The following is a 23,325-nucleotide window of genomic DNA, read 5'->3' as shown; positions in this document are numbered from 1 at the left end:
CTAGGCCACCCTACGACCGGTCTGGGACCGGTCGCGCAGCAGCAGCAGGACTCCGGCCAGGAGCAGGACGCCACCGAGGATCCCGCCGAGGAGCGGCAGCCAGACCCGGACGATCTTCAGCTGCGAGGACAGCGGCTGGTACTCGTCGACGTTGGCGGTGATCGTCTCGTCGTCGAAGATGCTGACCACGTCGGTCAGGGTCGCGACCTGGGAGCCCTGGTACTCCGCGGTGACGTACTGGTCCTCCTGGCTCTTCATCAGTACGCCGGTCTCCGGCTCCACCCACAGCGTGCGGGTGTTGGAGTACATCCGGTCGAGGGTGACGTCGCCCTCCTCCTCGAGCCCGAACATCGACGCAGGGGCGTTGATGTCGCCCACGTCGGTCGGCTCGATGGTCTGCTCGAAGCGGTACACGGTCAGACCCTTGAGGGTCTCGGTGCCCTTGTAGTCGATGTCGACGGCCTGCTTCAGGGAGCCGTCCCACCAGGGGTAGGTCTTCTTCTGCACGTTGAACGGGAACTTGAAGTACAGCCCCTCGACCTGGGTGTCGGTGTCCCGGACCTCGGTGCCGGTGTCGATGTCGGCCGAGGAGGAGATGTAGGTGTCCTCCCACTCGACGACCTCGGCGGTGTGCCGGTTGAAGGCGATCCGGTCGTGGGAAGCCGACAGCGGCGGGTTGTCCTCGTCGACCGTCGCGCCCGGAGGGGCGGTGTAGACGAGCTTCTCCCACACGGCGATGTCCTCGTCGAGCTCGTCGCTGGCCTTGTCGGAGGCCTCCACGTCGCCGACCACGTTGACGGTGGACTGCACGTCGGTGGTGATCTCACCGCCCTCGGCGATGCTGAACACGGTCGCGTCGTCGCCCACGGACGCGGACACGGAGTCCTGGTCCAGCGGGACCTGCGCGAGCCGGTCGTACATGTAGAAGCGCGAGAGCAGAGCCAGCGCCAGGACGAACATGCCGAGGCCGGTCAGCACCAGGCCAGTCTTCTTACCCACGGGGTTTCCCTCTTTCAAGAATGCCTGCCGGCGAACGCTACCAGTCGGTACGCCCCTGGGCGGGGGACTTCGGCACAATCCGCGGACGCGTCGTGGACATGTGAAATCATCCCGGGCGTGACCGTTACCTCCGCTCTGCACGAGCCGGACGTGGCCGGCACTGCTCGGGGCCCTCTCGCGCGACGCCCGGTCCTGCTGACCGCAGCTGTCCTGATCGCGGCCTTCCTGGCCTTCCGGGGCTGGCTGCTGACCCATGCCTGGTTCCAGTACGACGACTTCCTGTGGATCCAGGACGCGATCGACACCGACCTCACGCCCGGGTACCTGATGGAGGCGCACGTCGGCCACCTGATGCCTGCCGGCTTCCTGCTGACCTGGGTCAACGCGCAGCTCGGCCCGCTGGACTTCTTCTACCCCGCGGTGGAGCTGTGGCTCTTCCAGGCGGTCGCGGCCGTGGGTGGCTACCGGCTGCTGCGTCACATGTTCGGCGAACGCTGGGGGATCATCCCGCCGCTGGTGGTCATGCTCTTCACCTCGATCACCCTTCCCGGCGGCACCTGGTGGGCGGCCGGCATCAACCAGCTCCCGGTGATCATCACGATCGTCTACGGCCTCCACTCGCACATCACGTACCTGCGCACCCGTCGGCTCCGGCACGCGTTCTCCACCCTCGGTTGGATCCTGTTCGGGCTCGCGTTCAGCGAGAAGGCGCTGGTCGCCTACGAGGTGTTCGGCCTGGTCGCGCTCGCCTACTTCGCCCGCGGCCACCTGCTGGAGCGGTTCGCCTGGCTGTGGCGGAACTACCGCGCCGGCATGATCGTCGAGCTTGCCCCGATCGTGGTCTACCTGCCCTACTACCTGGCGACCTCGATCAACTTCGACTCCACCACGGTCACCGAGCAGCCCCTGGGCGACCTGGGGTTCAACGTGGTGGCCGTCGCGTTCGCCAGCGCCGTCGTCGGCGGTCCCCTGCAGTGGGCGAACGTCAACGTCTTCACCGCGCTCGCCGACCCGACCGACCTCGTCCTGCTGGTCACGTGGGTGGCGATCGGTGCGGTCGTGTACGCCGCCCACCAGTCGCGCACCCGCTCCAAGCGGGCCTGGTCGATCGTCGGGGCCCTGCTGTTCACCAACGTGCTGCTCGTGGCGACCGGCCGGGCCAACGTCGTCGGCCCCGGTCTCGGGCTGGAGTACCGCTACCAGACCGAGGTCGCGGTGGCCGCCGCGATCTCGTTGGCGCTGGCCTTCCTCCCGCTGCTCGGCGCGGAGGAGACCGTCGAGGTCAAGCGGGTGCACGCCTTCGCCGACTCCCGGACCTACGTCGCCGCGGCGTGCGCCGCGGTGATCGGGCTCTCGACGTACTCCGCGGTCGGCTTCATGGGCCGCGACCTGGTGGGAAAGAGTCCCGAGCGGTACTACGCCAACCTCGAGAAGAGCATGGCCGACCTCAAGCGGGAGGAGATCCCGCTCGTCGACCTCGGCGTACCGGACCGGATCTGGGGACCGTTCGCGTTCCCGTCCAACCTCTACAGCCACATGTTCTCGATGTACGACCGGTTCACCTACCCAGAGATCGCCAACGACGAGCTGTACACGGTCGACAGTCGTGGCCGGATCAAGCCGGTCGTGCTCGACGTCTGGCTGCGCAACGAGCCGGCCGAGGACGATTTCTGTCCGATCGACGGCACCGACACCGGGGGCCCCAGTCCGGCGTACGTGGCCGACGAGGACAGCGGAGTGACCATCCCGCTCGACGGACCGGTCGTGGGGTTCGGCTGGTGGATCCGGATCAGCTACGTCAGCACCGGTCACAGCGGGATCACGGTCACCATCGACGAAGAGAGCTACCAGGGGACGGTGGACGAGGGGGTGAACAGCCTGTTCGTGAAGGCCGACGGCAACTACTCCTCCATCAAGATCTCGGAGCTCGATGGAGACGTGCAGCTGTGCACCAACGACGTCACGCTCGGCACCCCCAAGCCCTTCATCGCGCCATGACCGCCTCGGTTCCCGAGCAGGAGCGGGCCTTCCCCGGCCTCAATGCCGTCCGCGCGGTGGCGGCGCTCGGCGTGGTCGCCACGCACACCGCCTTCGAGACCGGCGAGGTGCACCGCGGCGCACTCGGCGCATTCCTCTCCAGGCTCGACTTCGGGGTGACGCTGTTCTTCGTGCTCTCGGGCTTCCTGCTCAGCAGACCGTTCTTCGTGGCGGCCTCGCGAGGCCTCCCCCGGCCGTCGTACCGGCACTTCCTGTGGAAGCGCGCGCTGCGGATCCTCCCGTTGTACTGGCTCACGGTCGTGGCAGCGCTCCTACTGCTCCCGGAGAACCGCGGCAGCACGAGCGCCGGAGAGTGGCTGGCCAACCTCACCCTGACCCAGATCTACACGCCCGGCTCGCTGCCCGCGGGGCTCAGCCAGATGTGGAGCCTCGCGACCGAGGTCGCCTTCTACGTGCTGCTCCCGGCTATCGCCGCTGCCCTGGTGGGGCGGCGGTGGGCACCGGGCCGGGCACTGGTGGCGCTGGCCGTCGTGGTGGCGCTGGGCTTCGCGTGGCAGGTGGTCGCTGCGTCGAACAGCGACCCGCTGGACCAGCACTACCACCAGTGGCTGCCGGGCTTCATGCCCTGGTTCGGCGTCGGGATCGCCTTCGCGCTGGTGAGCGTGCACGCGCCCTCGACCCCAGCCGGCTCCCGATGGCAGCTTCCGGACCGGATCGGCCAGGACGTGTTCGGCAGCTGGTTCGTCGGCGCCGCGGTCTTCGCGATCGCGTGCACGCCCGTGGCGGGTCCGCGCCTGCTGGAGACACCGACGCCCTTCGAGGCCGGCGCCAAGTCACTGCTCTACACCGTGAGCGCGGCGTTCTTCGTGCTGCCGCTCGTGTTCGGTCCCGAGCACGGTGGTCTTGGCCGACGGATCGCGGCGACCCCGTTCGCGGTCTGGTTGGGCGACATCAGCTACGGCATCTTCAGCCTGCACCTGATCGTGCTCGAGGCGACCATGGCGGCGCTCGGCGTCGACGAGTTCGAGGGCGGGTTCCAGACCGTGTTCGTGGCGACGGTGGCCGGGACGATCCTGCTCGCCGGGGCGAGCTTCTACGTGCTCGAGCGTCCGCTGCTGCGCCTGAAGAACCGCGGGCCGTTCGTGCCCAGCGCACCCAGAGCGGCCGCGAGCGCGAGGAGCGCCAGCAGCTGAGCCGGCCACACGACGAGCCTCAGCTCGTCGGCGCGGGCGAGCGCATGGACCGCTCCGGCGGCCGCCACCAGTCCGCCGGCGAGCAGTCCGGCCCAGGTCGCCACCGGCGCCACCAGCGAGACCGCGACCGCCAACGCCGCGGCTGCCGCCGCGACCCATCCGCCGGTGAGCCCGGCCACGAGCACCCCCACCGCGACCACCAGCGGCCCGACGGCCGCTGTGCGGAGGGCAGGAGCCGGACGCCGACGCGCCGGCAGCAGCGCGGCGAGCAGCACCAGCAGCACCGGGACAGCACCGCCGAGGAGACCGGCCTGGTAGGAGCCGTTGGGAGTGAACGCCAGCCGCACCTCCCCCGCGGCTCCGGCAGGCAGGACCCAGCCCTGCTTCCAGCCGTCCACGCGCTGCGGCTGCAGCTCCTCGCCGTCGAGGGTGGCGACCCAGCCGTCGTTCGCGTTCTCGGCCACGACCAGCAGAGTCGGTTGGTCACGGTCACTGACCTCGACCGTGCGCTCGGTGGCCGTCCAGTCACGGACCGCGGTCGAGACCCGCTGCGGCCGGGTCAACGCGGGAACCGAGTCCGAGACCAGCCGCAGCGTCTCCGGCCGCATCAGCCGGGACGGGGACACACCGATCCGGTTCTCCCCCTTCTCGAGCTCGACGGTGCCCTCACCGCACGGAAGCACCCGGACCGGTTCGCCCGCCATCAGCCTGGCGAGCGTGGAGGCGACGCGGGTCTGGGTCCGCACGCCGTTCACCATCACCTCGGGGCCACTGCCGCACCCGAGGTCGAGCTGCTCGTGCCTGTCGATCGTGGGGACGCGGGCTCCAGGGAAGGACACCTCCGCGACCCCGACGGGCAGCGGGCCGCCGGAGAGGCCGTCGGTGAAGAATGCCTGCTCGACGCCGTCGAAGCGGATGGTCACCTCGTCGGTCACGAACGGCTCGAACTCCCCGACTCCGTCGTCGAGCCGGACGGTGGCGCGCTCGTCCTTGCGGTCGTCCTCGGGCTGCCCCTCCCGGTCGGTGAGCAACGTGACCGACGTGGGAAAGGCAGCCGGAGTGTTCCGCCGTAGGTCGAACGCGATCCGGCTCAGCCGCACTGGGCGGTCCCAGCGCAGCGTCATCGACTCCCGAGGCGGCGCCAGCGAGTCCGGGTCGAGCCGGGACCGGGCGACCCAGGCGGTGGTGGGGTCGTCGTCGACCGCGGCCAGGCCCCCGGCGAGCGGGTGCCGGGACCAGTCGCTGGAGGTCTCCACGCGCACCGGCAGGTGCGCCGCCAACGCGCGCGTGGCGACGCTGCGCTGGCGCACCGACGCGCTCAGGTGGAGGTCGAAGCGCTGCCTGCGAGCGACGGGGACGACTCGCTGGAGGCTGTCGAAGTCCTCCCCCGCGACCGCCCAGGTGTCGTTGCAGGAGATCACCGGACCGGCGGTCTCCACGCACGGGCTCCGGCCCTGGTCGCGGGCGAGCAGGATCCGGTCGGGCTGGGAGTCGGTCGGCGGCAGGGCGAGCGCCCGGTCGATCTCGACGCCGGGCAGGGCGACCTCGGCGAGCGCGAAGTGGTGTCCCTCGCCCCCGCCGGGCACCCGGAGTGCCTCGATCTTGACGAAGTCGGTGACGCCCCCGCCCTCAGGCAGGTCGAGCACACCGACTCGGCCGGGCGACGGCGCCTCCACGGGCTCCGTCCCCTGGGACGTGGTGAGCCGCAGCGCGGTCACCGGCCGGCCGTAGGCGGGACCCATCCGCACCGTGATCTCGTCCAGGTCCGCGGGCCGGCGCAGGTCGACCCGCCACCACTGGCCGACGGCGCCGTCGAGGCCACCGGAGACCCACGAGCTTCCCGGGAAGCCGTCGACCGCGGCGGCGGGGCTCCGGTCGCGCCGCACCGGCGGCAGCGTCGAGGCGTCCGACTGTGCGCTGGACGCGGTCACGCGGTCCACGCCCCACCAGCGGGTGACGGTCTCCCAGCGCGCCTGGTCGTCGTACAACCGGTGGTTGGGCACCACCGAGCTCAGCGCCCAGTCCTCGCCCTCGGCCATCGTCGCCGAGGTGTTGTGCCGCACCGCGGTGAACGCGGTCTCGCGCCGCTTGAGCCCGTCGGTGGCCACCACGGGGCTGTTGTCGAAGGCCGGGGAGCGGTCGCCGATCAACACCGACGGGCCGGCCAGCAGGCGCTCGCCCCAGGTGAGCCCGGCGCTCGGCGTACCCGACACCACAGGCACCGAGGACACCTCCCAGGCAGTGACCCGCTCGGCGGTGCCGGTGACCTCGTAGACCTCGATCGCGTAGTAGCCGGCCTGCCTACCGCGGTTGGCCACCCAGCGGTTGCCCTGGCGCTCGGAGATCGGGAAGCTGCCGAGGTAGGGACCGAACCGGGCGTTGCGGCGATCCAGGTGCAGTCCGGGTGACCGGTCCAGGGCCTGGTGCAGGACGACCGGGTCAGGAGCGTCGGAGGTGAACGCGAGGTCGTTGCGCACCACCAGCCGGCCGATCCCGTTGGCGGCGAGGAAGTCGGCCAGCGTGCTGCTCGGCCGCCCTGACTCCACCACCTCGGTCACCGCGTCGAGCAGCCGCACGTTGCCCGGCTGTGCGAGGGGAACGATGTTGCGCACCGCCCATGGGCTGGCCGCCAGAGGCTGCAGCACGTCGTCGTGGGGGCGGCCCCAGATGTAGTCGCCGAACGCGCTCGCCGGAATCTCCAGCGCCAGGCCGTCCTCCTGCTCGCCGAGGTAGCGAGCGGCCTCCTCCCAGTAGGTGGGCACGTTCTTGAACGAGCCCTCGGGCGCGAGCTGGCCGGCGTAGGCGGGTGCGGCCACCCCGGCCACCGAGACCGCCGCCGCGACGACCGCCGCCCACCGGATCAGCCGTTCCCGCAGCAGCCGCGGCTCGGCCTGGAACACCGACACGAAGTGCGCCATGCCCAAGACGATCGGCAGGCGCAGCACCACGTCGTACTTGTGCAGGTTGCGGAACGGTGCCAGCTCGGCGTCGAGCAGGGCCTGGCGCTCCTCGGCCCACCAGCCGTGCAGGTCGCCGGTGTAGCCGAAGCCCACGAGGGCAACTCCGAGCAGCAGGCCGAGCGCCAGGAAGTGCCGGTGCGGGTTGTCCGGACGCGCGATCCCGGCAAGGCCCAGAGCGGCGATCACCGCGGCGTTGACGATCAGGAACGGCGTGGTGGCCAGCAGGTTGCCGGCGTACCAGTCCTGCGGGGAGATGTAGGCAACCCAGTCCGAGCTGCCGGCGAGCACGTCCGGCAGGCTGGTCGGCAGCGTGGTGATCGGGGCGTTCTCGATGTAGTCCAGGAACGGCACGCTGTAGCGCCCGAGGATCAGCAGCGGCACCACCCACCACAGCGTGGCGAGGACGGTCAGGCCGGTCCACCAGAGGAACAGAGCCCGGCGCCGTGGGCCACCGGTGCGGGTGAGCAGCCACGCGACCCCGAGCGGGAGTACGGCGGACACCGCGACCGCGTTCACCCCACCGGCCGATGCGACGACCAGCGCCGAGAGCGCGGCCGCACGGCGCGGTGAACCCCCGCTCGAGGCCCGCACCAGCGGGAGCAGCACCCAGGGCGCGAGCGCCGAGGGCCACGCCTCCACCGAGGTGGGTCCCAGGAGGGTCAGCATGTGCACGGACAGGGCGAACGCGAAGCCGGCGAGCACCTGCGCCCACGGCCGCCCGATCCGTAGTGCCTGGGCGAGCTTCACCGTGCCGACGAACGCCAGGCACAGCAGCAGGGTCCACCACAGCCGCTGGGTCACCCAGGTCGGGATGCCCGTCACGTCGCCGAGCAGGAAGAACGGTCCCATCGGCCAGAAGTAGCCGTACGCCTGGTTCTGCAGCTGTCCGAAGGCCGCCAGCGGGTCCCACAGGTCGGCGGCCCGGGCCAGGAAACCGCCGGGGTCGACGGCGAGGTCGAGCTTGGTGTCGGCCACGATCCGGCCCGGTGCCTGGATGAACGCGATGGCGGCGAGCAGCAGGCAGTAGCCGACCATCCGGAGACGGGAGGTCGCGCTCACGCTCATCGGCGCCTCACCACGAGCACCAGGTTCCACGTTCCGAGCTCGCGCAGGCCCGGCACCTTGACCAGACCCCACGCCCAGCGCGGGTGGTAGCGGGGGAACACGTCGAGCACCTCTCCCGCGTCCAGCCGGCCGGCCCAGTCCAGGGCGGCCCGGACGGTGACCGGGAACAACGACTCGCCGTAGCGGTTCTTCGGCTCGTGCCCGTGCCTGCGCGCATAGCGCTCGCGCGCGCGACGGCCGCCCAGGTAGTGCCACGGCGAGGTCTCGTGCCCGCCCCAAGGGCCGTACCAGACCGTGTAGGACAGGAAGGTGATCCCGCCCGGCTTGGTGACCCGCACCATCTCGTCGGCCATCCGCCAGGGATCGGGCACGTGCTCGAGGACGTTCGACGAGTAGCAGACGTCCACCGAGGCCTCCGCGAACGGCAGCGCCATGCCGCTGCCGATCACCGTGCCCGGCCGGATCTCACCCAGGCCGCCCAGCTCACCGGCGTCCGCGTCGAGCGCGATGTAGCGGGCCCCGGCATGCTCGAAGGCGTCGGCGAAGAAGCCGGGACCGCCGCCGACGTCGAGCACGGTCCGGCCGGCGAGGTCGACGTACTGCCCGAGCTGGTGCACCGAGTCCTCGGCCAGCGCGGTGTAGAAGCGCGGCGGGTCGACCTGCTCGTAGCGGAAGGCCCGGAAGAGCTCGACCGAGCGCCGCAGCGACGGTGCCCACACGCGCTGGTGGGGCTGGGCGGGGCGCGGCACGCGGTGACCTTACCCGACTGTCGATTCGTCCCGCAGGAGGTGTGACCGACCGGTAACCTTGACCGAATGCAGGGAGGGAGACCCGCTTCGGTCCGGGGTCGTCACATCGTCTTCTTCAACTGGCGCGACACCGCCAACCCCGAGGGCGGTGGGTCGGAGCGTTACGTGGAGAAGGTCGCGCGCGGCCTCGTCGACCGCGGCGCGCGCGTCACGATCTTCTGTGCCGCCCACGACGCTGCACCCCGTGACGAGGTCGTCGACGGCGTCCGGTTCATGCGCCGCGGCACCAAGCTCGACATCTACGCGCTCGGAGTCCTGCACCTGCTGCTGCGCCGGCTCGGCAAGGTGGACCTGGTCGTCGACGTCCAGAACGGTCTGCCGTTCTTCACCCGGCTCGGCACCACCAAGCCGGTGATCGTGCTGGTGCACCACGTCCACCGTGAGCAGTGGCCGGTGGTCTACCCCGGCCGGATGGGTCGGCTCGGCTGGTGGATCGAGCGTCGTCTCGCCCCGTGGCTGTACCGGCGCAGCCAGTACGTCGCGGTCTCCCGTGCCACACGCGAGGAGCTGATCGAGCTCGGGGTCGACGGCAGCCGCATCGCCGTCGTGCACAACGGCACCGATCCCGCACCGGCGGTCGAGGAACGGCGCAGCGAGACGCCCACCGTCTGCGTGGTCGGCCGTCTGGTGCCGCACAAGCAGGTCGAGCACGCGATCGACGCCGCGGTGGCGCTGCGCACCGAGCTGCCCGACCTGCGGGTCCACGTCATCGGCAGTGGCTGGTGGGAGGAGGACCTCAAGAAGTACGCCGCCCAGCTGGGTGCGCTCGACCTCGTCGTCTTCGAGGGCCACGTCGACGAGCGGCGCAAGCACGAGCTGTACGCCCGGTCCTGGCTGATGGCCCTGCCCTCACTCAAGGAGGGGTGGGGCCTGGTGGTCGGCGAGGCCGGGTCGCACGGCGTACCCACCGTGGCCTACGGGTCGGCCGGGGGGACGCGTGAGTCCATCGCCCACGACCGGTCCGGCCTGCTCGTGGCGGACGAGGCCGAGCTCACCGAGGCGATCCGGGTGCTGCTGTCGGACCCCGCCGAGCTCGCCCGGCTCGGACAGGGGGCCCGGGAGCGGTCACACCTGTTCTCCTGGGAGGAGTCGCAACGCTCCTTCGCGGTCGTCGTCCAGGACGTCCTGGCCGGGCTGCGCGTGAGTGCGGAGGACCCAGTCGTCCCCTGACCGCGCGTTCTCGGTGCAGCACGACGAAGAGGCGGCCGGCTGTGCGCCGTACCGCCTCCGAAGTCTGCGCGCCGTGGCGCGCGGTGCTAGTCGGTGTTGGTGCCGTAGTCCATGACAGCGGTCTCGGGCTGCTGCGGCGTGCCGCTGACCACCGAGACCACACCGGCCGCCGTGGCGAAGGCGAGCGCGCCGCCGATCAGCACGGCAACGGCACCAGCGATGAATCCGCCCACGATCTCTCCACTCCCTCAGAAAACTGAGGCAACGATAGCAGCGAGGCGGCGCTACGAGCGGGTTTTGGCCCACGACCGCGCCGAGGCGACGCTTCCGGCCGCCAGCGCGGCCGCGACGCTGCCGAGCGCCACCAGCCAGGCGAGGACCTGCGCCACCACGGCTGCGGCCCCCGGCCCCGGCCGCGCGGGCGCCTCGGGCAGCTCGTAGACCTGCAGGTGCGGGGTGTCCAGCAGCAGGCGCCGCCCGTCGAGCTCCGGGGTGTCGAGCACCTCCTCGAGCGCTGCGCGGGCCTCGACGTCGACGACCACCCAGGACACGCCTTCAGCCGCCAGGGCAGCGACCAGTCCCGGCTCGGGGAGCCGCTGTCCGAGCAGGTCGGCGATGCGCCGCGCGCGTGGGTCCTCGCCGGCGAGCAGCTTGCCGGAGACCGACAGCTCGTCGTTGGCGACGTAGTTGGGGGTCAGGTACCTGCCGACCGGGTCGAGAGTGCGACGACCGAGGTTCCACTCCGGCAGCCGGTAGGAGCTGAACGGCAGCACGACGACCACGCCGTCGCGCTCGGCGCTGCGGTCGGCGAGCACCGCGCGAGCCGCGGCGTAGTCGTCGGGGAACGCCACCGGTCGCAGCGCGCCGCCCAGGCCCCACGCCAGGTCGGGCATCAACGCGAGCGGCATCAGCACGGCCCCGCCGGCGAGCGCGATCCGCCCGGGCCTCTCCAGCCGCACCTGGGTGAGCACGGCCGCGCCCGCGCCGAAGAGCGCGGCCTCCACCGGCGCGAGCAGCGCGAGGTAGCGCGAGCCGTCGCGGAACAGCCCACCGCCCGGCACCTCGGCCACGATCCACTCCAAGACCGGCTGGGCGAGCGCGCCCGCCATGGCGACCAGGAGGCCGGCGGCGCCGGCGAGCAGGAGCGTGGCGCGGTCGCGGCCGGGCAGGTACGACGACCACCTCCTCCAACCGACCGCGCACACCGCGACCGTCGCCACCAGGGCGGCCACGGCGGCCCAGCCGAGCCGGGAGGCCGGCACCACCTCGTCGTTCCAGATCCCGCCGAGTCCCAGGAGGGACAGCGGCACCGGCAGCGGGCCCTCCCCTCCTGCGGCGAAGGCAGCCACGCTGTCGGGGTCGGTGACGGCGTCGCCGCCGCGGGCCAGGCCGGCGACCAGCCACGGGGCGTTGACCGCGACGGCGGCGCCGGCGACCCACGACGTCGTGCGCAGCGCCGTACTCCCCCGGCCGGCGACCGCGACCACGGCGACCAGGGCGGCCATCAGCCCTCCGGCCGCGCTCGTCGCAGCCAGCGCCAGCCAGCCGACGAGCGCGGGCAGGTTGCCCGGCTCACCGAGCCGCAGCCGGCGGGCACGGTCGAACACCCAGGGCAGCGCGGCGTAGGCGAGCAGCACCGGCCAGTGCCCGATGCCCAGCCGCTCGGCGACGTAGGGGTTCCAGACGTACACCGAGGTCGCCGCGAGCTGGGCCACGCCGCTGTCGGCGGGCACCAGCCGTCGCGCCCCGGCTCCCGCGACCACCAGCGCTCCGACCAGCACGAGCTTCTGCAGCAGCATCCCGGGGACGACCTCGTCGACGACGGCGACGAGCGCGTCGGACGGGACCGCCCTCGGCAGGCTCGTGCCGAGACCGAGGAAGTCCGAGCGCATCCCAAGGTCCGGGACGAACACCATGTCGTAGCTGAGGACGTAGCCCGGCGCCAGCAGCGGAGCAGTCACCAGCAACGCGAGGACCCAGGGCCACCACCGGACGGCGACCTGCATCCGTCGTGTCACGTGCTCGTCCGATCCGCCGCTGGGCATAGGGTGCGACAGAACCTATCGTGTAGCCCGCCCACCCAGACGAAAGTGCTGAATCGATGCTCGAGAGCAGCGGCCGCCGCCTGCCGCCGTGGCTTCTCGGCAGTGGCATCATCGCGCTGGCGATGGGCGTGATGAACCTCGGCACCTACGGCTTCACGATCATCGCCGCCCGGCTGCTGGGCCCCAGCGAGTACGGCGCCCTCGCGGCTGTCATGGGCCTGCTGCTGGTGGTCAACGTGGTCTCCCTCGGCCTGCAGGCCACCGGCGCCCGCCGGGTGTCCGCCGCACCGGAGGACCTCGAGCGCATCGAGGCCGACATCATGACGGCCAGCTACAAGTCCGCGATCGGGGTGGGGCTGCTGTGCATGGTCAGCATCCCGCTGGTGACCTGGGTGCTCCGGCTGGACAGCTGGCTGACCGCCGGGATGATCGCGCTGACCGCCATCCCGCTCACCGTGATGGGTGGCCAGGCCGGGATCCTGCAGGGCGAGCGACGCTGGCTCCCCCTGGCCGGGATCTACCTCGCCGTCGGGCTCGGCCGGGTCGGCTTCGGCACGTTGGGGCTGCTGCTCGACGACAACACCCTCGGCGGGATGACCGGTGTCGCGGTGGGTGCCGTGCTACCGGTGGTCGTCGGCTCCGCGGCGCTGCGGCACCCCTCGCGCACCCCGGTCACCGACGGGGCCGGGGCCGGCGGCGCCGCTCCGGGCCGAAGCCGTCGCGTGGTACGCGAGCTGTTCCACAACTCCCACGCCCTGCTGGCCTTCTTCGCCCTGTCCAACGTGGACGTGGTCATCGCGCGGGTGGTCCTCGACGACCACCGGGGCGGCCTGTACGCCGGCGGTCTGATCCTGGCGAAGGCGGTGCTGTTCCTGCCGCAGTTCGTCGTGGTGGTCGCGTTCCCGTCGATGTCGGAGGCCGAGGCGCGCACCAGCATGACCCTCAAGGCGCTGGCGATGGTGCTCGGCATCGGACTGCTGGCGACGGGAGTGGCCTGGCTGTTCGACGCGCTCGCGGTGGAGTTCATCGGCGGTGCCGCCTACGCCGAGCTGGCGGCGACGATCTGGGCGTTCGCGGCCGTCGGCACGATCTGGGCGATGATCCAGCTCCTCGTCTACAACGTCGTGGCCAGGCAGAACAAGCGTGCGGTAGCGGTCGTCTGGGCGGGGCTGCTCGCGCTGGTCGCCACGGCGCCTGCGGTCGACTCGATCAGCTTCCTGCTCGTCGCGGTCGTGGTGATCGAGGGTGCCGTGCTCCTGGTGCTGCTCGGGCTGGGCGTCCGGCGTACGGGCGTCGAGACCGGACTGACGCCGCTCTGACCGGTGACCGACCTGCCCGGAACCCGGCGGGGGTGGCTCGGCGGGTCAGCCGGTGAACGAGCCGACGACGAACGCCAGGACGTTGAGGGCGGCGAACCCGAGGCCGATCACCGCACCCACCACGGCGGGGACCTGTCCGTCCTGGCGTCCGAGGCGCATCGCCTTGCGTCCGGACCTGACGGCCAGCACGCCGGGGAGCACGAACACCAGCAGCGCCGGCGTGACCGAGACGAGCGCTTCCCAGAACGCCGGCTCCGCCTCGTCCTCCGCCAGCAGCGACAGCAGCCCCTCGCCGATCACGAACGCCAGGACGAAGGTGACCGGGTACAGCGCGAGCGACCACCAGGCGTGTCGGTAGGCGGTGTCGGCCGGAGTCCCCGACCTCGACCGCCTCGCCAGGTGCGCACCCGGCTTCGGTGATGCGGTGCCGTGGACGGACATCTCACGCCTCCCTCGCAACCTGCCCCGTAAATCGAGACTAGATCGCGCTCGGGCGATACATAAGGGTCCTACGACCCGGCCGCGGCCGTCGGGACAGCGCCCCCTCCCGGTGGCTCAGTGAGCGGCCTCGTGCCACGACCTGCCGGTGCCGACCGAGACGTCGAGCGGCACGGTGAGCTCGGCGGCGGCGCCCATCTGGGTGCGGACCAGCTCCTCGAGCCGCTCCCGCTCACCGGGTGCGACCTCGAGCACCAGCTCGTCGTGGACCTGGAGCAGCATCCGCGACCGGAGCCCCTCGTCCTTCAGCGCGCGGTCGACGTTGAGCATGGCCACCTTGATGATGTCGGCGGCCGAGCCCTGGATCGGCGCGTTGAGCGCCATCCGCTCGGCCATCTCCCGCCGCTGGCGGTTGTCACTGGTGAGGTCGGGCAGGTAGCGGCGGCGACCCATGATCGTCTCGGTGAACCCGCAGCGACGCGCCTCGTCGACGATCCCGGCGAGGTAGTCGCGGACCCCGCCGAAGGTCTCGAAGTACTCGTCCATGAGGCCGCGCGCCTCACCGGTCTCGATGCCGAGCTGCTGCGAGAGCCCGTAGGCCGACAGTCCGTAGGCCAGCCCGTAGTTCATCGCCTTGATCTTGGCCCGCATCTCCGGGGTCACCTCGGCAGCGTCGACGTCGAAGACGCGCGAGGCCGTGACCGAGTGGAAGTCGCGGCCGGAGCGGAACGCCTCGATCAGCAGGGCGTCCTCGGACAGGTGCGCCATGATCCGCATCTCGATCTGGCTGTAGTCGGCCGTCATCAGCGACTCGAACCCCTCGCCGACCACGAAGGCCTCGCGGATCCGGCGGCCCTCCTCGGTGCGGACCGGGATGTTCTGCAGGTTCGGGTCGGTGCTCGACAGCCGGCCGGTCGCGGCGATCATCTGGTTGAACGTGGTGTGGATCCGGCCGTCGGGCTGGACGGTCTTGAGCAGCCCCTCCACGGTCTGGCGCAGCCGCGAGACGTCACGGTGGCGCAGCAGGGCGAGCAGGAACGGGTGCTCGGTCTTGACGTAGAGCTGCTGCAACGCGTCGGCGTCGGTGGTGTAGCCGGTCTTGGTGCGCTTGGTCTTCGGCATGTTCAGCTCGTCGAAGAGCACCACCTGCAGCTGCTTGGGCGAGCCGAGGTTGATCTCCTTACCGATCACGTCGAAGGCCTCGTCGGCGGCTCGCTTCACCTCCGCGGCGAAGTGCGCCTCGAGGCCTTCCAGGTGCGCCACGTCGACGGCGACGCCCGTGCGCTCGAGCTCGGCGAGCACGTAGACCAGCGGCAGCTCGACGTCGGCGAGCAGGCGGGTGCCGCCACGCTCCTCGAGCTCGTCGTCGAGCGCGGCGGCCAGGTCGAGCACCGCGCGCGCCTGCAGCATCGAGACGTCGCCGGAGGAGTCCTCGCCGAGGGCGTCGAAGGTCAGCTGGCCGTCGTCGACGGTGTCCTGACGCAGCTCGCGCTTGAGGTAGCGCAAGGTGAGGTCGGCCAGGTCGTAGGAGCGCTGGTCGGGGCGGGCGAGGTACGCCGAGAGGGCGGTGTCACGCTCCAGGCCGCGCAGGGACCAGCCTCGTGCGGCCAGGGCCAGCATCGGCCCCTTGGCGTCGTGCAGCACCTTCGGGCGGTCGGCATCGGCCAGCCAGTCGCCGAGCGCCTCGTCGTCCTCCGGGCTCAGCTGCTCGACGTCGATCCACGCCGCCGAGCCGTCCCCCGTGGCGAGCGCCACCGAGAACACGTCGCCGGTGCCCGCCCGCCAGCCGCCCTGGACCTGCACACCGACCCGGGCGTCCTGGGTCGCGGCATGCTGCTCGAGCCAGCCGGCCAGCTGGCCCTGGGCGAGGCGCACGCCGTCGACGGTGAAACCCTCCTCCTCGATCTCCTCCTCCGACTCGAGCGTCGCGAACAGCCGGTCGCGCAGCACCCGGAACTCCAGGCCGTCGAAGATCTTGTGGACCTCCTGGCGGTCCCAGGGCTGCACGGCGAGGTCGGTCGGGGTGGCGGTCAGCTGGAGGTCGCAGACGAGTGCGTTGAGGCGACGGTTGCGAATCACGTCGCCGAGGTGCGCGCGCAGGGAGTCACCGGCCTTGCCCTTGATCTCGTCGGCGTGGGTGATCACGTTGTCGAGGCCGTCGTACTGGTTGATCCACTTCGCCGCGGTCTTCGGGCCGACGCCGGGCACACCGGGCAGGTTGTCGGAGGTCTCCCCCACCAGGGCGGCGATCTCGGGGTAGCGGCCGGGCTCCACGCCGTACTTCTCCTGCACCGCCTCGGGTGTCATCCGGGCCAGGTCGGAGACCCCCTTGCGGGGGTAGAGGACCGTGCAGGAGTCACCGACGAGCTGCAGCGTGTCGCGGTCGCCGGTGCAGATCAGCACCTCGAAGCCCTGCGCGACGGCCTGGGTCGCCAGGGTCGCGATCACGTCGTCGGCCTCGTAGCCCTCCTTCTCGATCGTGGCGACCCGGAGCGCGGCGAGGACCTCCTTGACCAGCGAGACCTGGCCCTTGAACTCGTCCGGCGAGGCCGACCGGTTCGCCTTGTATTCGGAGTACTCCGCGACGCGGAAGGTGTCCCGGGAGACGTCGAAGGCGACACCCACGTGGGTCGGCCGCTCGTCGCGCAGCACGTTGATGAGCATCGAGGTGAAGCCGTAGACCGCGTTGGTCGGCTGCCCGGTCGTGGTGGAGAAGTTCTCCACCGGGAGCGCGAAGAACGCGCGGTAGGCCAGCGAGTGGCCGTCGAGCAGGAGCAGGCGGGGACGCTGACCGGTTTCGGGGGGCTGGTTCGACACGGGTCCGACCTTAGCCGGGGCCACCCCCAGGACTCGACCGGCGGGCGGGCCGGGACAATGACGCCATGGACCACATGACGCCACCCGCCACGGACACCCCCGAGCACGCAGAGTTCCTGCGGCAGTTCCCGATGGGCGCCCTCAACGAGAAGATGGGCGTCGAGCTGCTCGAGGTCTCCCCGGAGCGCGTGGTCGGCCGGATGCCGGTCGCCGGCAACACCCAGCCCTACGGCCTGCTGCACGGTGGCGCGTCCGTCGTGCTCGCCGAGAGCCTCGGCTCGGTCGGCTCGGCGATGCACGCCTACCCCGACCGGCAGGCAGTGGGCGTGGACATCAACGCCACCCACCACCGGTCCGCGCGTGAGGGTGTGGTGACCGGTACGGCGACCGCGATCCACCTGGGGCGCACCTCGGCCTGCTACGAGGTCGTGATCACCGACGAGCAGGGCAAGCGGCTGTGCACCTCGCGGATCACCTGCGCACTGGTGCCGGTGCGCCAGGAGGACTGACCTGCCCTCAGCCCTGCTTGGCCTGGGCCCGGCGCTGCAGCCGCCGTTGGGCGAGCACCTGACCCACGGTGCGGTGGTTGCGCCCGGAGACCATCGCGCATGCGGGCGGCTCGACGGGCAGCTTGGCCCGGAGCGCCGGGATCGTGGCGCCCCGCACGATGGCGACCTGGCTGAGACCCAGCCTGGCCATGAACCGGTTGGCATCCCGGGAGTGCACCGACGCCGCCGCGAGCAGGTGCGACGTCTCCTTCTCCTCGCCCCACGAGACCGCGGCCTCGATCAGCGCCTTGCCGACGCCGTGCCGGCGGTGCCCACCGAGCACGTGCAGGTGGGTGATGTGGATCGCGGTCTCGGTGTGGATCGGCGAGGTGGCCGCACGCAGCAGGTGCGCCGCGCCCACCACCTCGTCGTCGATGAGCCCGACCAGGAGACGCTCGTCGGGGTCAGCAGCGATCCTGGCCACCGCGCTGGCCGCCTCGGAGACCGCCTGCTCGGTCGAGCGCTCGCCGGCCCGCCGGAAGTCACCCCACACCGCGACCAGCGCGGCAGCGTCCTCAGGAGTGGCATCGCGGACCTGGACCGGAGCTCGGGACAACCGGGACACCCCTTCTGCATGGACGGTGACATGTCACCGATAACCGAAAATCCTGAACGGTAAACACGCCCAGGTCCCCCGCTGACGGTCCCCGTATCCGTACGCAGCAGACGAGGTGGAAGATTACGCCTGTTGGTCCGGATTCGGTAGAGGAGTCACGGTGTTCCCTGGCCTCGGCACGCTCGTCAACGTCGCCACTGTGCTGATCGGCACAGTCATCGGCGTGCTGGTCGGCCATCGGCTCAGCCAACGCACCCGGGACGTGGTCACCGACGGCCTCGGTCTGGTGACCCTGCTGATCGCCGCGCTCTCGGCCGCCAGCATCACCGACGCCGCCTGGAACGCCGCCGTCGGCGACAGCGCCCCGATGCTGATCGTGCTCGGGTCGCTCCTCGTCGGCGGCATCATCGGCTCGGTCCTGGGCATCGAGGACCGGCTCGAGGGGTTCGGCGCCTGGCTGCAGGCCCGCCTCCACGCCCGAGCCGGCGGTCGTGAGGAGAGCGCGGACCGGCAGCGGTTCATCGAAGGTTTCGTCGCCAGCTCGCTGGTCTTCTGCGTCGGTCCGCTGACCATCCTGGGGTCCATCAACGACGGGCTCGGCAACGGTCCAGACCAGCTGTTCCTCAAGGCGGCTCTCGACGGGTTCGCGGCGATCGCGTTCGCGGCGTCGCTCGGGTGGGGCGTGGCGTTCAGCGCGATCGCGGTGATCGTCGTACAGGGAAGCCTGACGCTGCTCGGTGCCGGGCTCGGAGAGTTCCTTCCCGACGCCCACCTGGCCGCCCTGACCACGACTGGGGGGCTGATGCTCGTGGGAGTGGCGCTGCGCCTGCTCCGCATCAAGCAGCTGCCCGTCGGCGATCTGCTTCCGGGCCTGCTGATCGCCCCGTTGCTGACCCAGCTGGTCATCGTCTTCCGTTGAGCAGCTCTGCTCGGTGCTCCGGATGGACGCCGGACCAGAGACCGTTGCAGGTTTGTTGCACGGCGGGTGCTGCCAGTGGGTGCATCCACCTCTAGTGTGATCTCACCGACACGGCCGGGGGGTGGAGTCGGCGGATCAACGTGTCCCAGATCACAGTGATCGCTATAGTCCCGCCCCAGACATTGGAAGAGCGACGGGAGATTCCGTGCGAGTGCGTGTTAGCAGGATCGCCGCGCTTGCCCTGATGTCGTTGTTCGCAGTTCTCCTCACGTTCGGACCGGCGCAGGCGGCGGGCCCGGTCGCGACATCCGAGGAAGACAGCGTCATCGACGTCAAGGGCAAGCTGGTCGACACCCGGGAAAAGCCGCCGGCTCCGGTCGAGGGCGTCGAGATCAGCGTCGAGGACGATGCAGGCGAGGTGGTCGGCACGGCGACCTCCGACGCCGACGGCCTCTTCAGCATCCCGCTGGGCGAGGACATCGACGTGGTCGGCGAGACCTACACCATCAAGCTCGACGAAGAGACGCTGCCGGAAGGCACCGAGCTGCGCGACCCCGAGCAGGTCGAGCTGAAGCGGCAGGTGCGCATCTCCGCCGACATCTCGGTGACCTTCCCGATCGGCGAAGGCACCACGGGCACCGGGCTCGGCGTGCGTGCGCTCCAGCTCGCGGTGGGCGGCCTGGTGTTCTCGCTGCTGCTGGCGATGGCGGCGCTCGGCCTGTCGATGATCTTCGGGACCACTGGGCTGACCAACTTCGCCCACGGCGAGCTGATCACCTTCGGCGCGCTGGTCGCTCTGTTCATCGACCGGCTGCCCGGTGACATCACCGTCGGGGGCACCAACATCACGATGGTGACCGCGGTCGCCGTGGCCCTGGTGATCTCCACGCTGTTCGGCTGGACCCAGGACAAGGTCCTCTGGAAGCCCCTGCGCCGGCGTGGCACCGGCCTGATCGCAGCGATGATCGTGAGCATCGGTCTGTCGATCTTCCTGCGGAACCTGTACCAGTACTTCGCCGGCGCCGGTAACCACAACTACTCCCAGTGGACCAGCCCCGCCCCGTGGCAGATCGGCCAGGTGTCGATCACGCCGAAGGACGTGGGTGTGATCATCTTCGCCACCCTCGTCCTCGTGATCGTGACGCTGGCGATCCAGAAGACCCGGCTGGGCAAGGCGACGCGTGCCGTCTCCGACAACCCGGCCCTGGCCGCGTCGTCGGGCATCAACGTCGACCGGGTGATCTCGGTGGTCTGGGCGGTCGGCGCCGGACTCGCCGGCCTGTCAGGGGTGCTGCTCGGCATGACGCAGGGATTCGACTACCAGGTCGGCTTCAAGATCCTGCTGCTGGTCTTCGCCGCCGTCGTCCTCGGCGGTCTCGGCACGGTCTGGGGAGCCATCCTCGGGTCGTTCATCATCGGGATCTTCATCGAGGTGTCCACGCTCTTCGTCCCCGCCGAGCTGAAGTTCGTCGGTGCGCTGCTGGTGTTGATCCTCGCGCTGCTGTTCCGTCCCCAGGGCCTGCTCGGTCGCGCCGAGCGCGTCGGATAAGGCCAGGAGAGAACCATGGACATCTTGAACTTGCTCAGTGGCTCCCTCCAGCAGGCGCTCGGGCCGACCGCGGTGGTCTACGCCCTGGCTGCGATCGGCCTCAACGTGCAGTTCGGGTACACCGGTCTGCTGAACTTCGGCCAGGCGGGCTTCATGGCGGTCGGCGGCTACTTCATGGCCGCGTTCGTGGCCACATGGGGACTGCCGTTCTGGCTGGGCATCGTCGTCGGTCTGGTGCTCTCGGTGGTGCTCGCGATCCTGCTGGGCATCCCGACGCTCCGGCTGCGTGCGGACTACCTGGCCATCGTGACGATCGCCGCCGCGGAGATCATCCGCCAGACCTTGGGGTCGGTGACCCTGCTGGACTGGTTCGGTGGGCAGGACGGTCTGATCAACTTCCAGCGATCGTTCGTGGAGATGAACCCGTTCAGCTCCCGCGTTGACCTCGGTTTCGTGGCCTGGCGACCGTTCGACTTCTGGTTGCTGACCGTCGGCTGGGCGCTGGTCGCGCTCGGTGTGCTCGTTGTCTGGCTGCTCATGCGCAGCCCGTGGGGGCGGGTCCTCAAGGGCATCCGCGAGGACGAGGACGCGGTCCGCAGCCTCGGCAAGAACGTCTACTTCTACAAGATGCAGTCCCTGATCATCGGTGGTCTCTTCGGAGCCTTCGCCGGCTTCATCGTGGCCCTGCAACACACGAACATGAACCCGACCTGGGTGGCGACGGACACGACCTTCTTCGCCTACACGGTCCTGCTGCTCGGCGGCGCGGCTCGCGTCTTCGGGCCCGTGGTCGGGTCGATCCTGTTCTGGTTCCTGATCACCTTCCTCGACCTGTTCTTCGGTGTGCTCACCCGCGGCGCGGACCCGTTCATGCCGGAGTGGATCATGACCAACCAGCAAGCCAGCCTGATGCGACTGATCATCATGGGCCTCGCGCTGATGCTGTTGATGATCTTCCGACCACAAGGGATCTTCGGAGACCGAAGGGAGCTGGCGATCGATGCCCGCTGAGACCACCTCCCCCGCAGCCGGGGGCGCCCCGTTCGTCGACCGGGGCCGCGCCACGGCGGCGCGGCAGGCCCTGACCGACGTCGCCCACGAGCCCGGCGCTCCCAAGCCGGACCCCATCGTGGTCGCCGACGGCGTGAAGCGGCTCTTCGGTGGTCTGACCGCCGTCGACGTCGAACACGTCGAGATCCAGCGCGGAGCCATCACCGCCCTGATCGGACCCAACGGCGCCGGCAAGACGACGTTCTTCAACCTCCTCACCGGCTTCGACAAGCCCGACGCCGGCAGCTGGAGCTTCAACGGCACCAGCCTGGCCGGCATGCCCGCCTATCGCGTGGCCCGGCTGGGCATGGTCCGGACCTTCCAGCTGACCAAGGTGCTCGCCAAGCTCTCGGTGATCGAGAACATGCGGATCGGCGCCACCGGCCAGTCCGGGGAGAGCCTGCTGCGCTCGATGTTCTCCTTCCTCTGGCGCGGCCAGGAGCAGGCGATCACCGAACGCGCCGATCAGCTCCTGGAGCGCTTCAAGCTCGACGCGAAGCGTGAGGACTTCGCCGGCTCGCTCTCCGGTGGCCAGCGCAAGCTCCTCGAGATGGCCCGCGCGCTCATGGTGGAGCCCGAGCTGGTGATGCTCGACGAGCCGATGGCGGGGGTCAACCCGGCACTCAAGCAGTCCCTGCTCGGCCACGTGAAGTCGCTGCGCGAGGACGGTATGACGGTCCTGTTCGTCGAGCACGACATGGACATGGTCCGCGACATCTCCGACTGGGTGATCGTGATGGCCCAGGGGCAGGTGATCGCGGAGGGTCCACCGGACTCGGTGATGGGCGACCAGCGCGTGATCGACGCCTACCTTGGCTCCCACCACGACCAGGTCCTCAGCTTCGAGGAGGAGGAGCAGATCCTCCAGGAAGCCCAGGCAGAGCACGACCAGAGCGAGGAGCAGCCATGAGCACCGTCGAGGGCGACAAGGCAGCACGCGAGGCGCACCTGAAGGCCGCTGAGGGCGCCGTGCTCCGCGCCGACAACCTGACCGCGGGCTACCTGCCAGGTGTCAACATCCTCAACGGCGCCGACCTGTACTGCCAGAAGAACGAGCTGGTCGGCATCATCGGTCCCAACGGCGCGGGCAAGTCGACGCTGTTGAAGGCCCTCTTCGGACTCGTGAAGATACACTCCGGGAGCGTCCTGCTCAACGGTGAGGAGATCACCAACCAGCGTGCCGACACCCTGGTGACCAAGGGGATCGGGTTCGTCCCACAGACGAACAACATCTTCCCCTCCCTCACCATCCAGGAGAACCTCGAGATGGGCGTCTACCAGCGCCCCAAGTCGTTCAAGAAGCGCTTCGAGTTCGTCGGCGAGCTGTTCCCTGCCCTGTACGACCGTCGCAACCAGCGCGCCGGCTCGCTGTCGGGCGGTGAGCGGCAGATGGTCGCGATGGGCCGCGCACTGATGATGGAGCCTTCGGTGCTGCTCCTCGACGAGCCCTCGGCCGGTCTGTCGCCGGTGCTCCAGGACGAGGTCTTCGTGCAGACACGGCGCATCAACCGCGCCGGCGTCTCGGTGATCATGGTCGAGCAGAACGCTCGCCGCTGCCTCCAGATCGCCGACCGCGGCTACGTCCTCGACCAGGGTCGCAACGCCTACACCGCCTCGGGCAAGGACCTCATCAACGACCCCAAGGTCATCGAGCTGTACCTCGGGACGCTGGCCAAGGCCTGAACCGACGCACCCGAGCACGCCGGAGCCCCGCCGACAGGACCAGGTCGGCGGGGCTCCTTCATGTAACGCGGGGTTATGGACGCTCCACACGGGGCGTATCGCTCAGGATGCGTCCACGACACTGGCGAAGTCGACACCGGTTGATGGCGCTCGCCGGAATTCCCCAGTGATGCTCATCGAAGTTCCCCACCCTGGGCGGTGGTCACT

The 23,325-nt window shown here is 70.4% G+C and carries 18 protein-coding genes; 10 read left to right on the top strand and 8 right to left on the bottom strand.

Features of this window, described 5'->3' with window-relative positions; all coding sequences use genetic code 11:
• The gene (locus tag ACYVIH_RS17040) at nucleotides 1-999 is read right to left on the bottom strand and encodes a PorA family protein (RefSeq protein WP_460870691.1); all 999 of its coding nucleotides are present in this window, start codon (nucleotides 997-999) and stop codon (nucleotides 1-3) included.
• A 117-nt stretch (nucleotides 1,000-1,116) separates the two neighbouring features.
• Between ACYVIH_RS17040 and ACYVIH_RS17035 the strand changes: the two genes are divergently transcribed.
• Together ACYVIH_RS17035 and ACYVIH_RS17030 are read left to right on the top strand one after the other, a co-directional pair.
• Nucleotides 1,117-2,997: a hypothetical protein gene (locus ACYVIH_RS17035; RefSeq protein WP_460870690.1), complete on the top strand. Its 1,881-nt coding sequence runs from the start codon at nucleotides 1,117-1,119 to the stop codon at nucleotides 2,995-2,997.
• Nucleotides 2,994-4,190 carry an acyltransferase family protein gene (locus ACYVIH_RS17030; protein WP_460870689.1) on the top strand — a complete coding sequence of 399 codons (1,197 nt, stop codon included), beginning with the start codon at nucleotides 2,994-2,996 and terminating at the stop codon, nucleotides 4,188-4,190. Before ACYVIH_RS17035 ends, ACYVIH_RS17030 begins: the two co-directional genes overlap by 4 nt.
• Here ACYVIH_RS17030 and ACYVIH_RS17025 read toward each other — a convergent pair.
• The gene (locus ACYVIH_RS17025) at nucleotides 4,091-8,215 is read right to left on the bottom strand and encodes an alpha-(1->3)-arabinofuranosyltransferase domain-containing protein (RefSeq protein ID WP_460870688.1); all 4,125 of its coding nucleotides are present in this window, start codon (nucleotides 8,213-8,215) and stop codon (nucleotides 4,091-4,093) included. The two genes, ACYVIH_RS17030 and ACYVIH_RS17025, sit on opposite strands and share 100 nt — an antisense overlap.
• Entirely contained in the window at nucleotides 8,212-8,964 is a 753-nt protein-coding gene (locus ACYVIH_RS17020) for a class I SAM-dependent methyltransferase (RefSeq protein WP_460870687.1), read from the bottom strand. The genes ACYVIH_RS17025 and ACYVIH_RS17020 overlap by 4 nt, the downstream gene beginning before the upstream one ends.
• 66 nt (nucleotides 8,965-9,030) lie before the next feature.
• Between ACYVIH_RS17020 and ACYVIH_RS17015 the strand changes: the two genes are divergently transcribed.
• The gene (locus tag ACYVIH_RS17015) at nucleotides 9,031-10,194 is read left to right on the top strand and encodes a glycosyltransferase family 4 protein (protein WP_460870686.1); all 1,164 of its coding nucleotides are present in this window, start codon (nucleotides 9,031-9,033) and stop codon (nucleotides 10,192-10,194) included.
• An 86-nt stretch (nucleotides 10,195-10,280) separates the two neighbouring features.
• Here ACYVIH_RS17015 and ACYVIH_RS17010 read toward each other — a convergent pair whose 3' ends face one another.
• Nucleotides 10,281-10,427, bottom strand: coding sequence for a hypothetical protein (locus ACYVIH_RS17010; RefSeq protein WP_460870685.1), 147 nt, complete (start codon nucleotides 10,425-10,427; stop codon nucleotides 10,281-10,283).
• Nucleotides 10,428-10,478: 51 nt separating this feature from the next.
• On the bottom strand, nucleotides 10,479-12,212 hold the full coding sequence (locus ACYVIH_RS17005) for a hypothetical protein (RefSeq protein ID WP_460870684.1): 1,734 nt from the start codon (nucleotides 12,210-12,212) through the stop codon (nucleotides 10,479-10,481).
• 83 nt (nucleotides 12,213-12,295) lie between these two features.
• Here ACYVIH_RS17005 and ACYVIH_RS17000 point away from each other — a divergent pair, with 83 nt between their 5' ends.
• Complete coding sequence (locus tag ACYVIH_RS17000; RefSeq protein WP_460870683.1) at nucleotides 12,296-13,558, top strand: lipopolysaccharide biosynthesis protein; 1,263 nt, start codon at nucleotides 12,296-12,298, stop codon at nucleotides 13,556-13,558.
• A 45-nt stretch (nucleotides 13,559-13,603) separates the two neighbouring features.
• Here the strand turns inward: ACYVIH_RS17000 and ACYVIH_RS16995 are convergent, their stop codons facing one another.
• Nucleotides 13,604-13,999: a hypothetical protein gene (locus tag ACYVIH_RS16995; RefSeq protein WP_460870682.1), complete on the bottom strand. Its 396-nt coding sequence runs from the start codon at nucleotides 13,997-13,999 to the stop codon at nucleotides 13,604-13,606.
• A gap of 114 nt (nucleotides 14,000-14,113) precedes the next feature.
• Nucleotides 14,114-16,813, bottom strand: a complete 2,700-nt coding sequence (gene polA / locus ACYVIH_RS16990) for a DNA polymerase I (RefSeq protein WP_460870681.1) — start codon at nucleotides 16,811-16,813, stop codon at nucleotides 14,114-14,116.
• A gap of 65 nt (nucleotides 16,814-16,878) precedes the next feature.
• Here polA and ACYVIH_RS16985 point away from each other — a divergent pair, with 65 nt between their 5' ends.
• Complete coding sequence (locus tag ACYVIH_RS16985) at nucleotides 16,879-17,322, top strand: PaaI family thioesterase (RefSeq protein WP_460870680.1); 444 nt, start codon at nucleotides 16,879-16,881, stop codon at nucleotides 17,320-17,322.
• Nucleotides 17,323-17,329: 7 nt separating this feature from the next.
• On the opposite strand, the gene ACYVIH_RS16980 is transcribed toward ACYVIH_RS16985, so the two are convergent.
• Nucleotides 17,330-17,917, bottom strand: coding sequence for a GNAT family N-acetyltransferase (locus ACYVIH_RS16980; RefSeq protein ID WP_460870679.1), 588 nt, complete (start codon nucleotides 17,915-17,917; stop codon nucleotides 17,330-17,332).
• A gap of 160 nt (nucleotides 17,918-18,077) precedes the next feature.
• Between ACYVIH_RS16980 and ACYVIH_RS16975 the strand changes: the two genes are divergently transcribed.
• The 5 genes from ACYVIH_RS16975 (at nucleotide 18,078) to ACYVIH_RS16955 (ending at nucleotide 23,118) form a co-directional block, all read left to right on the top strand.
• Nucleotides 18,078-18,836 (top strand): DUF554 domain-containing protein, encoded by a 759-nt coding sequence (locus ACYVIH_RS16975; protein ID WP_460870678.1) that lies wholly within the window; start codon nucleotides 18,078-18,080, stop codon nucleotides 18,834-18,836.
• Between the two features lie 211 nt (nucleotides 18,837-19,047).
• Complete coding sequence (locus tag ACYVIH_RS16970) at nucleotides 19,048-20,385, top strand: branched-chain amino acid ABC transporter permease (RefSeq protein WP_460870677.1); 1,338 nt, start codon at nucleotides 19,048-19,050, stop codon at nucleotides 20,383-20,385.
• Nucleotides 20,386-20,400: 15 nt separating this feature from the next.
• Nucleotides 20,401-21,396, top strand: coding sequence for a branched-chain amino acid ABC transporter permease (locus ACYVIH_RS16965; protein WP_460870676.1), 996 nt, complete (start codon nucleotides 20,401-20,403; stop codon nucleotides 21,394-21,396).
• Entirely contained in the window at nucleotides 21,386-22,345 is a 960-nt protein-coding gene (locus tag ACYVIH_RS16960) for an ABC transporter ATP-binding protein (protein WP_460870675.1), read from the top strand. The genes ACYVIH_RS16965 and ACYVIH_RS16960 overlap by 11 nt, the downstream gene beginning before the upstream one ends.
• On the top strand, nucleotides 22,342-23,118 hold the full coding sequence (locus ACYVIH_RS16955) for an ABC transporter ATP-binding protein (RefSeq protein WP_460870674.1): 777 nt from the start codon (nucleotides 22,342-22,344) through the stop codon (nucleotides 23,116-23,118). Before ACYVIH_RS16960 ends, ACYVIH_RS16955 begins: the two co-directional genes overlap by 4 nt.
• Nucleotides 23,119-23,325: the final 207 nt, after the last annotated feature.

This window comes from Nocardioides pakistanensis (genome assembly GCF_054781215.1).
The sequence above is the reverse complement of the archived record's forward strand: the minus strand, read 5'-3'. Positions and strand labels throughout refer to the sequence as shown.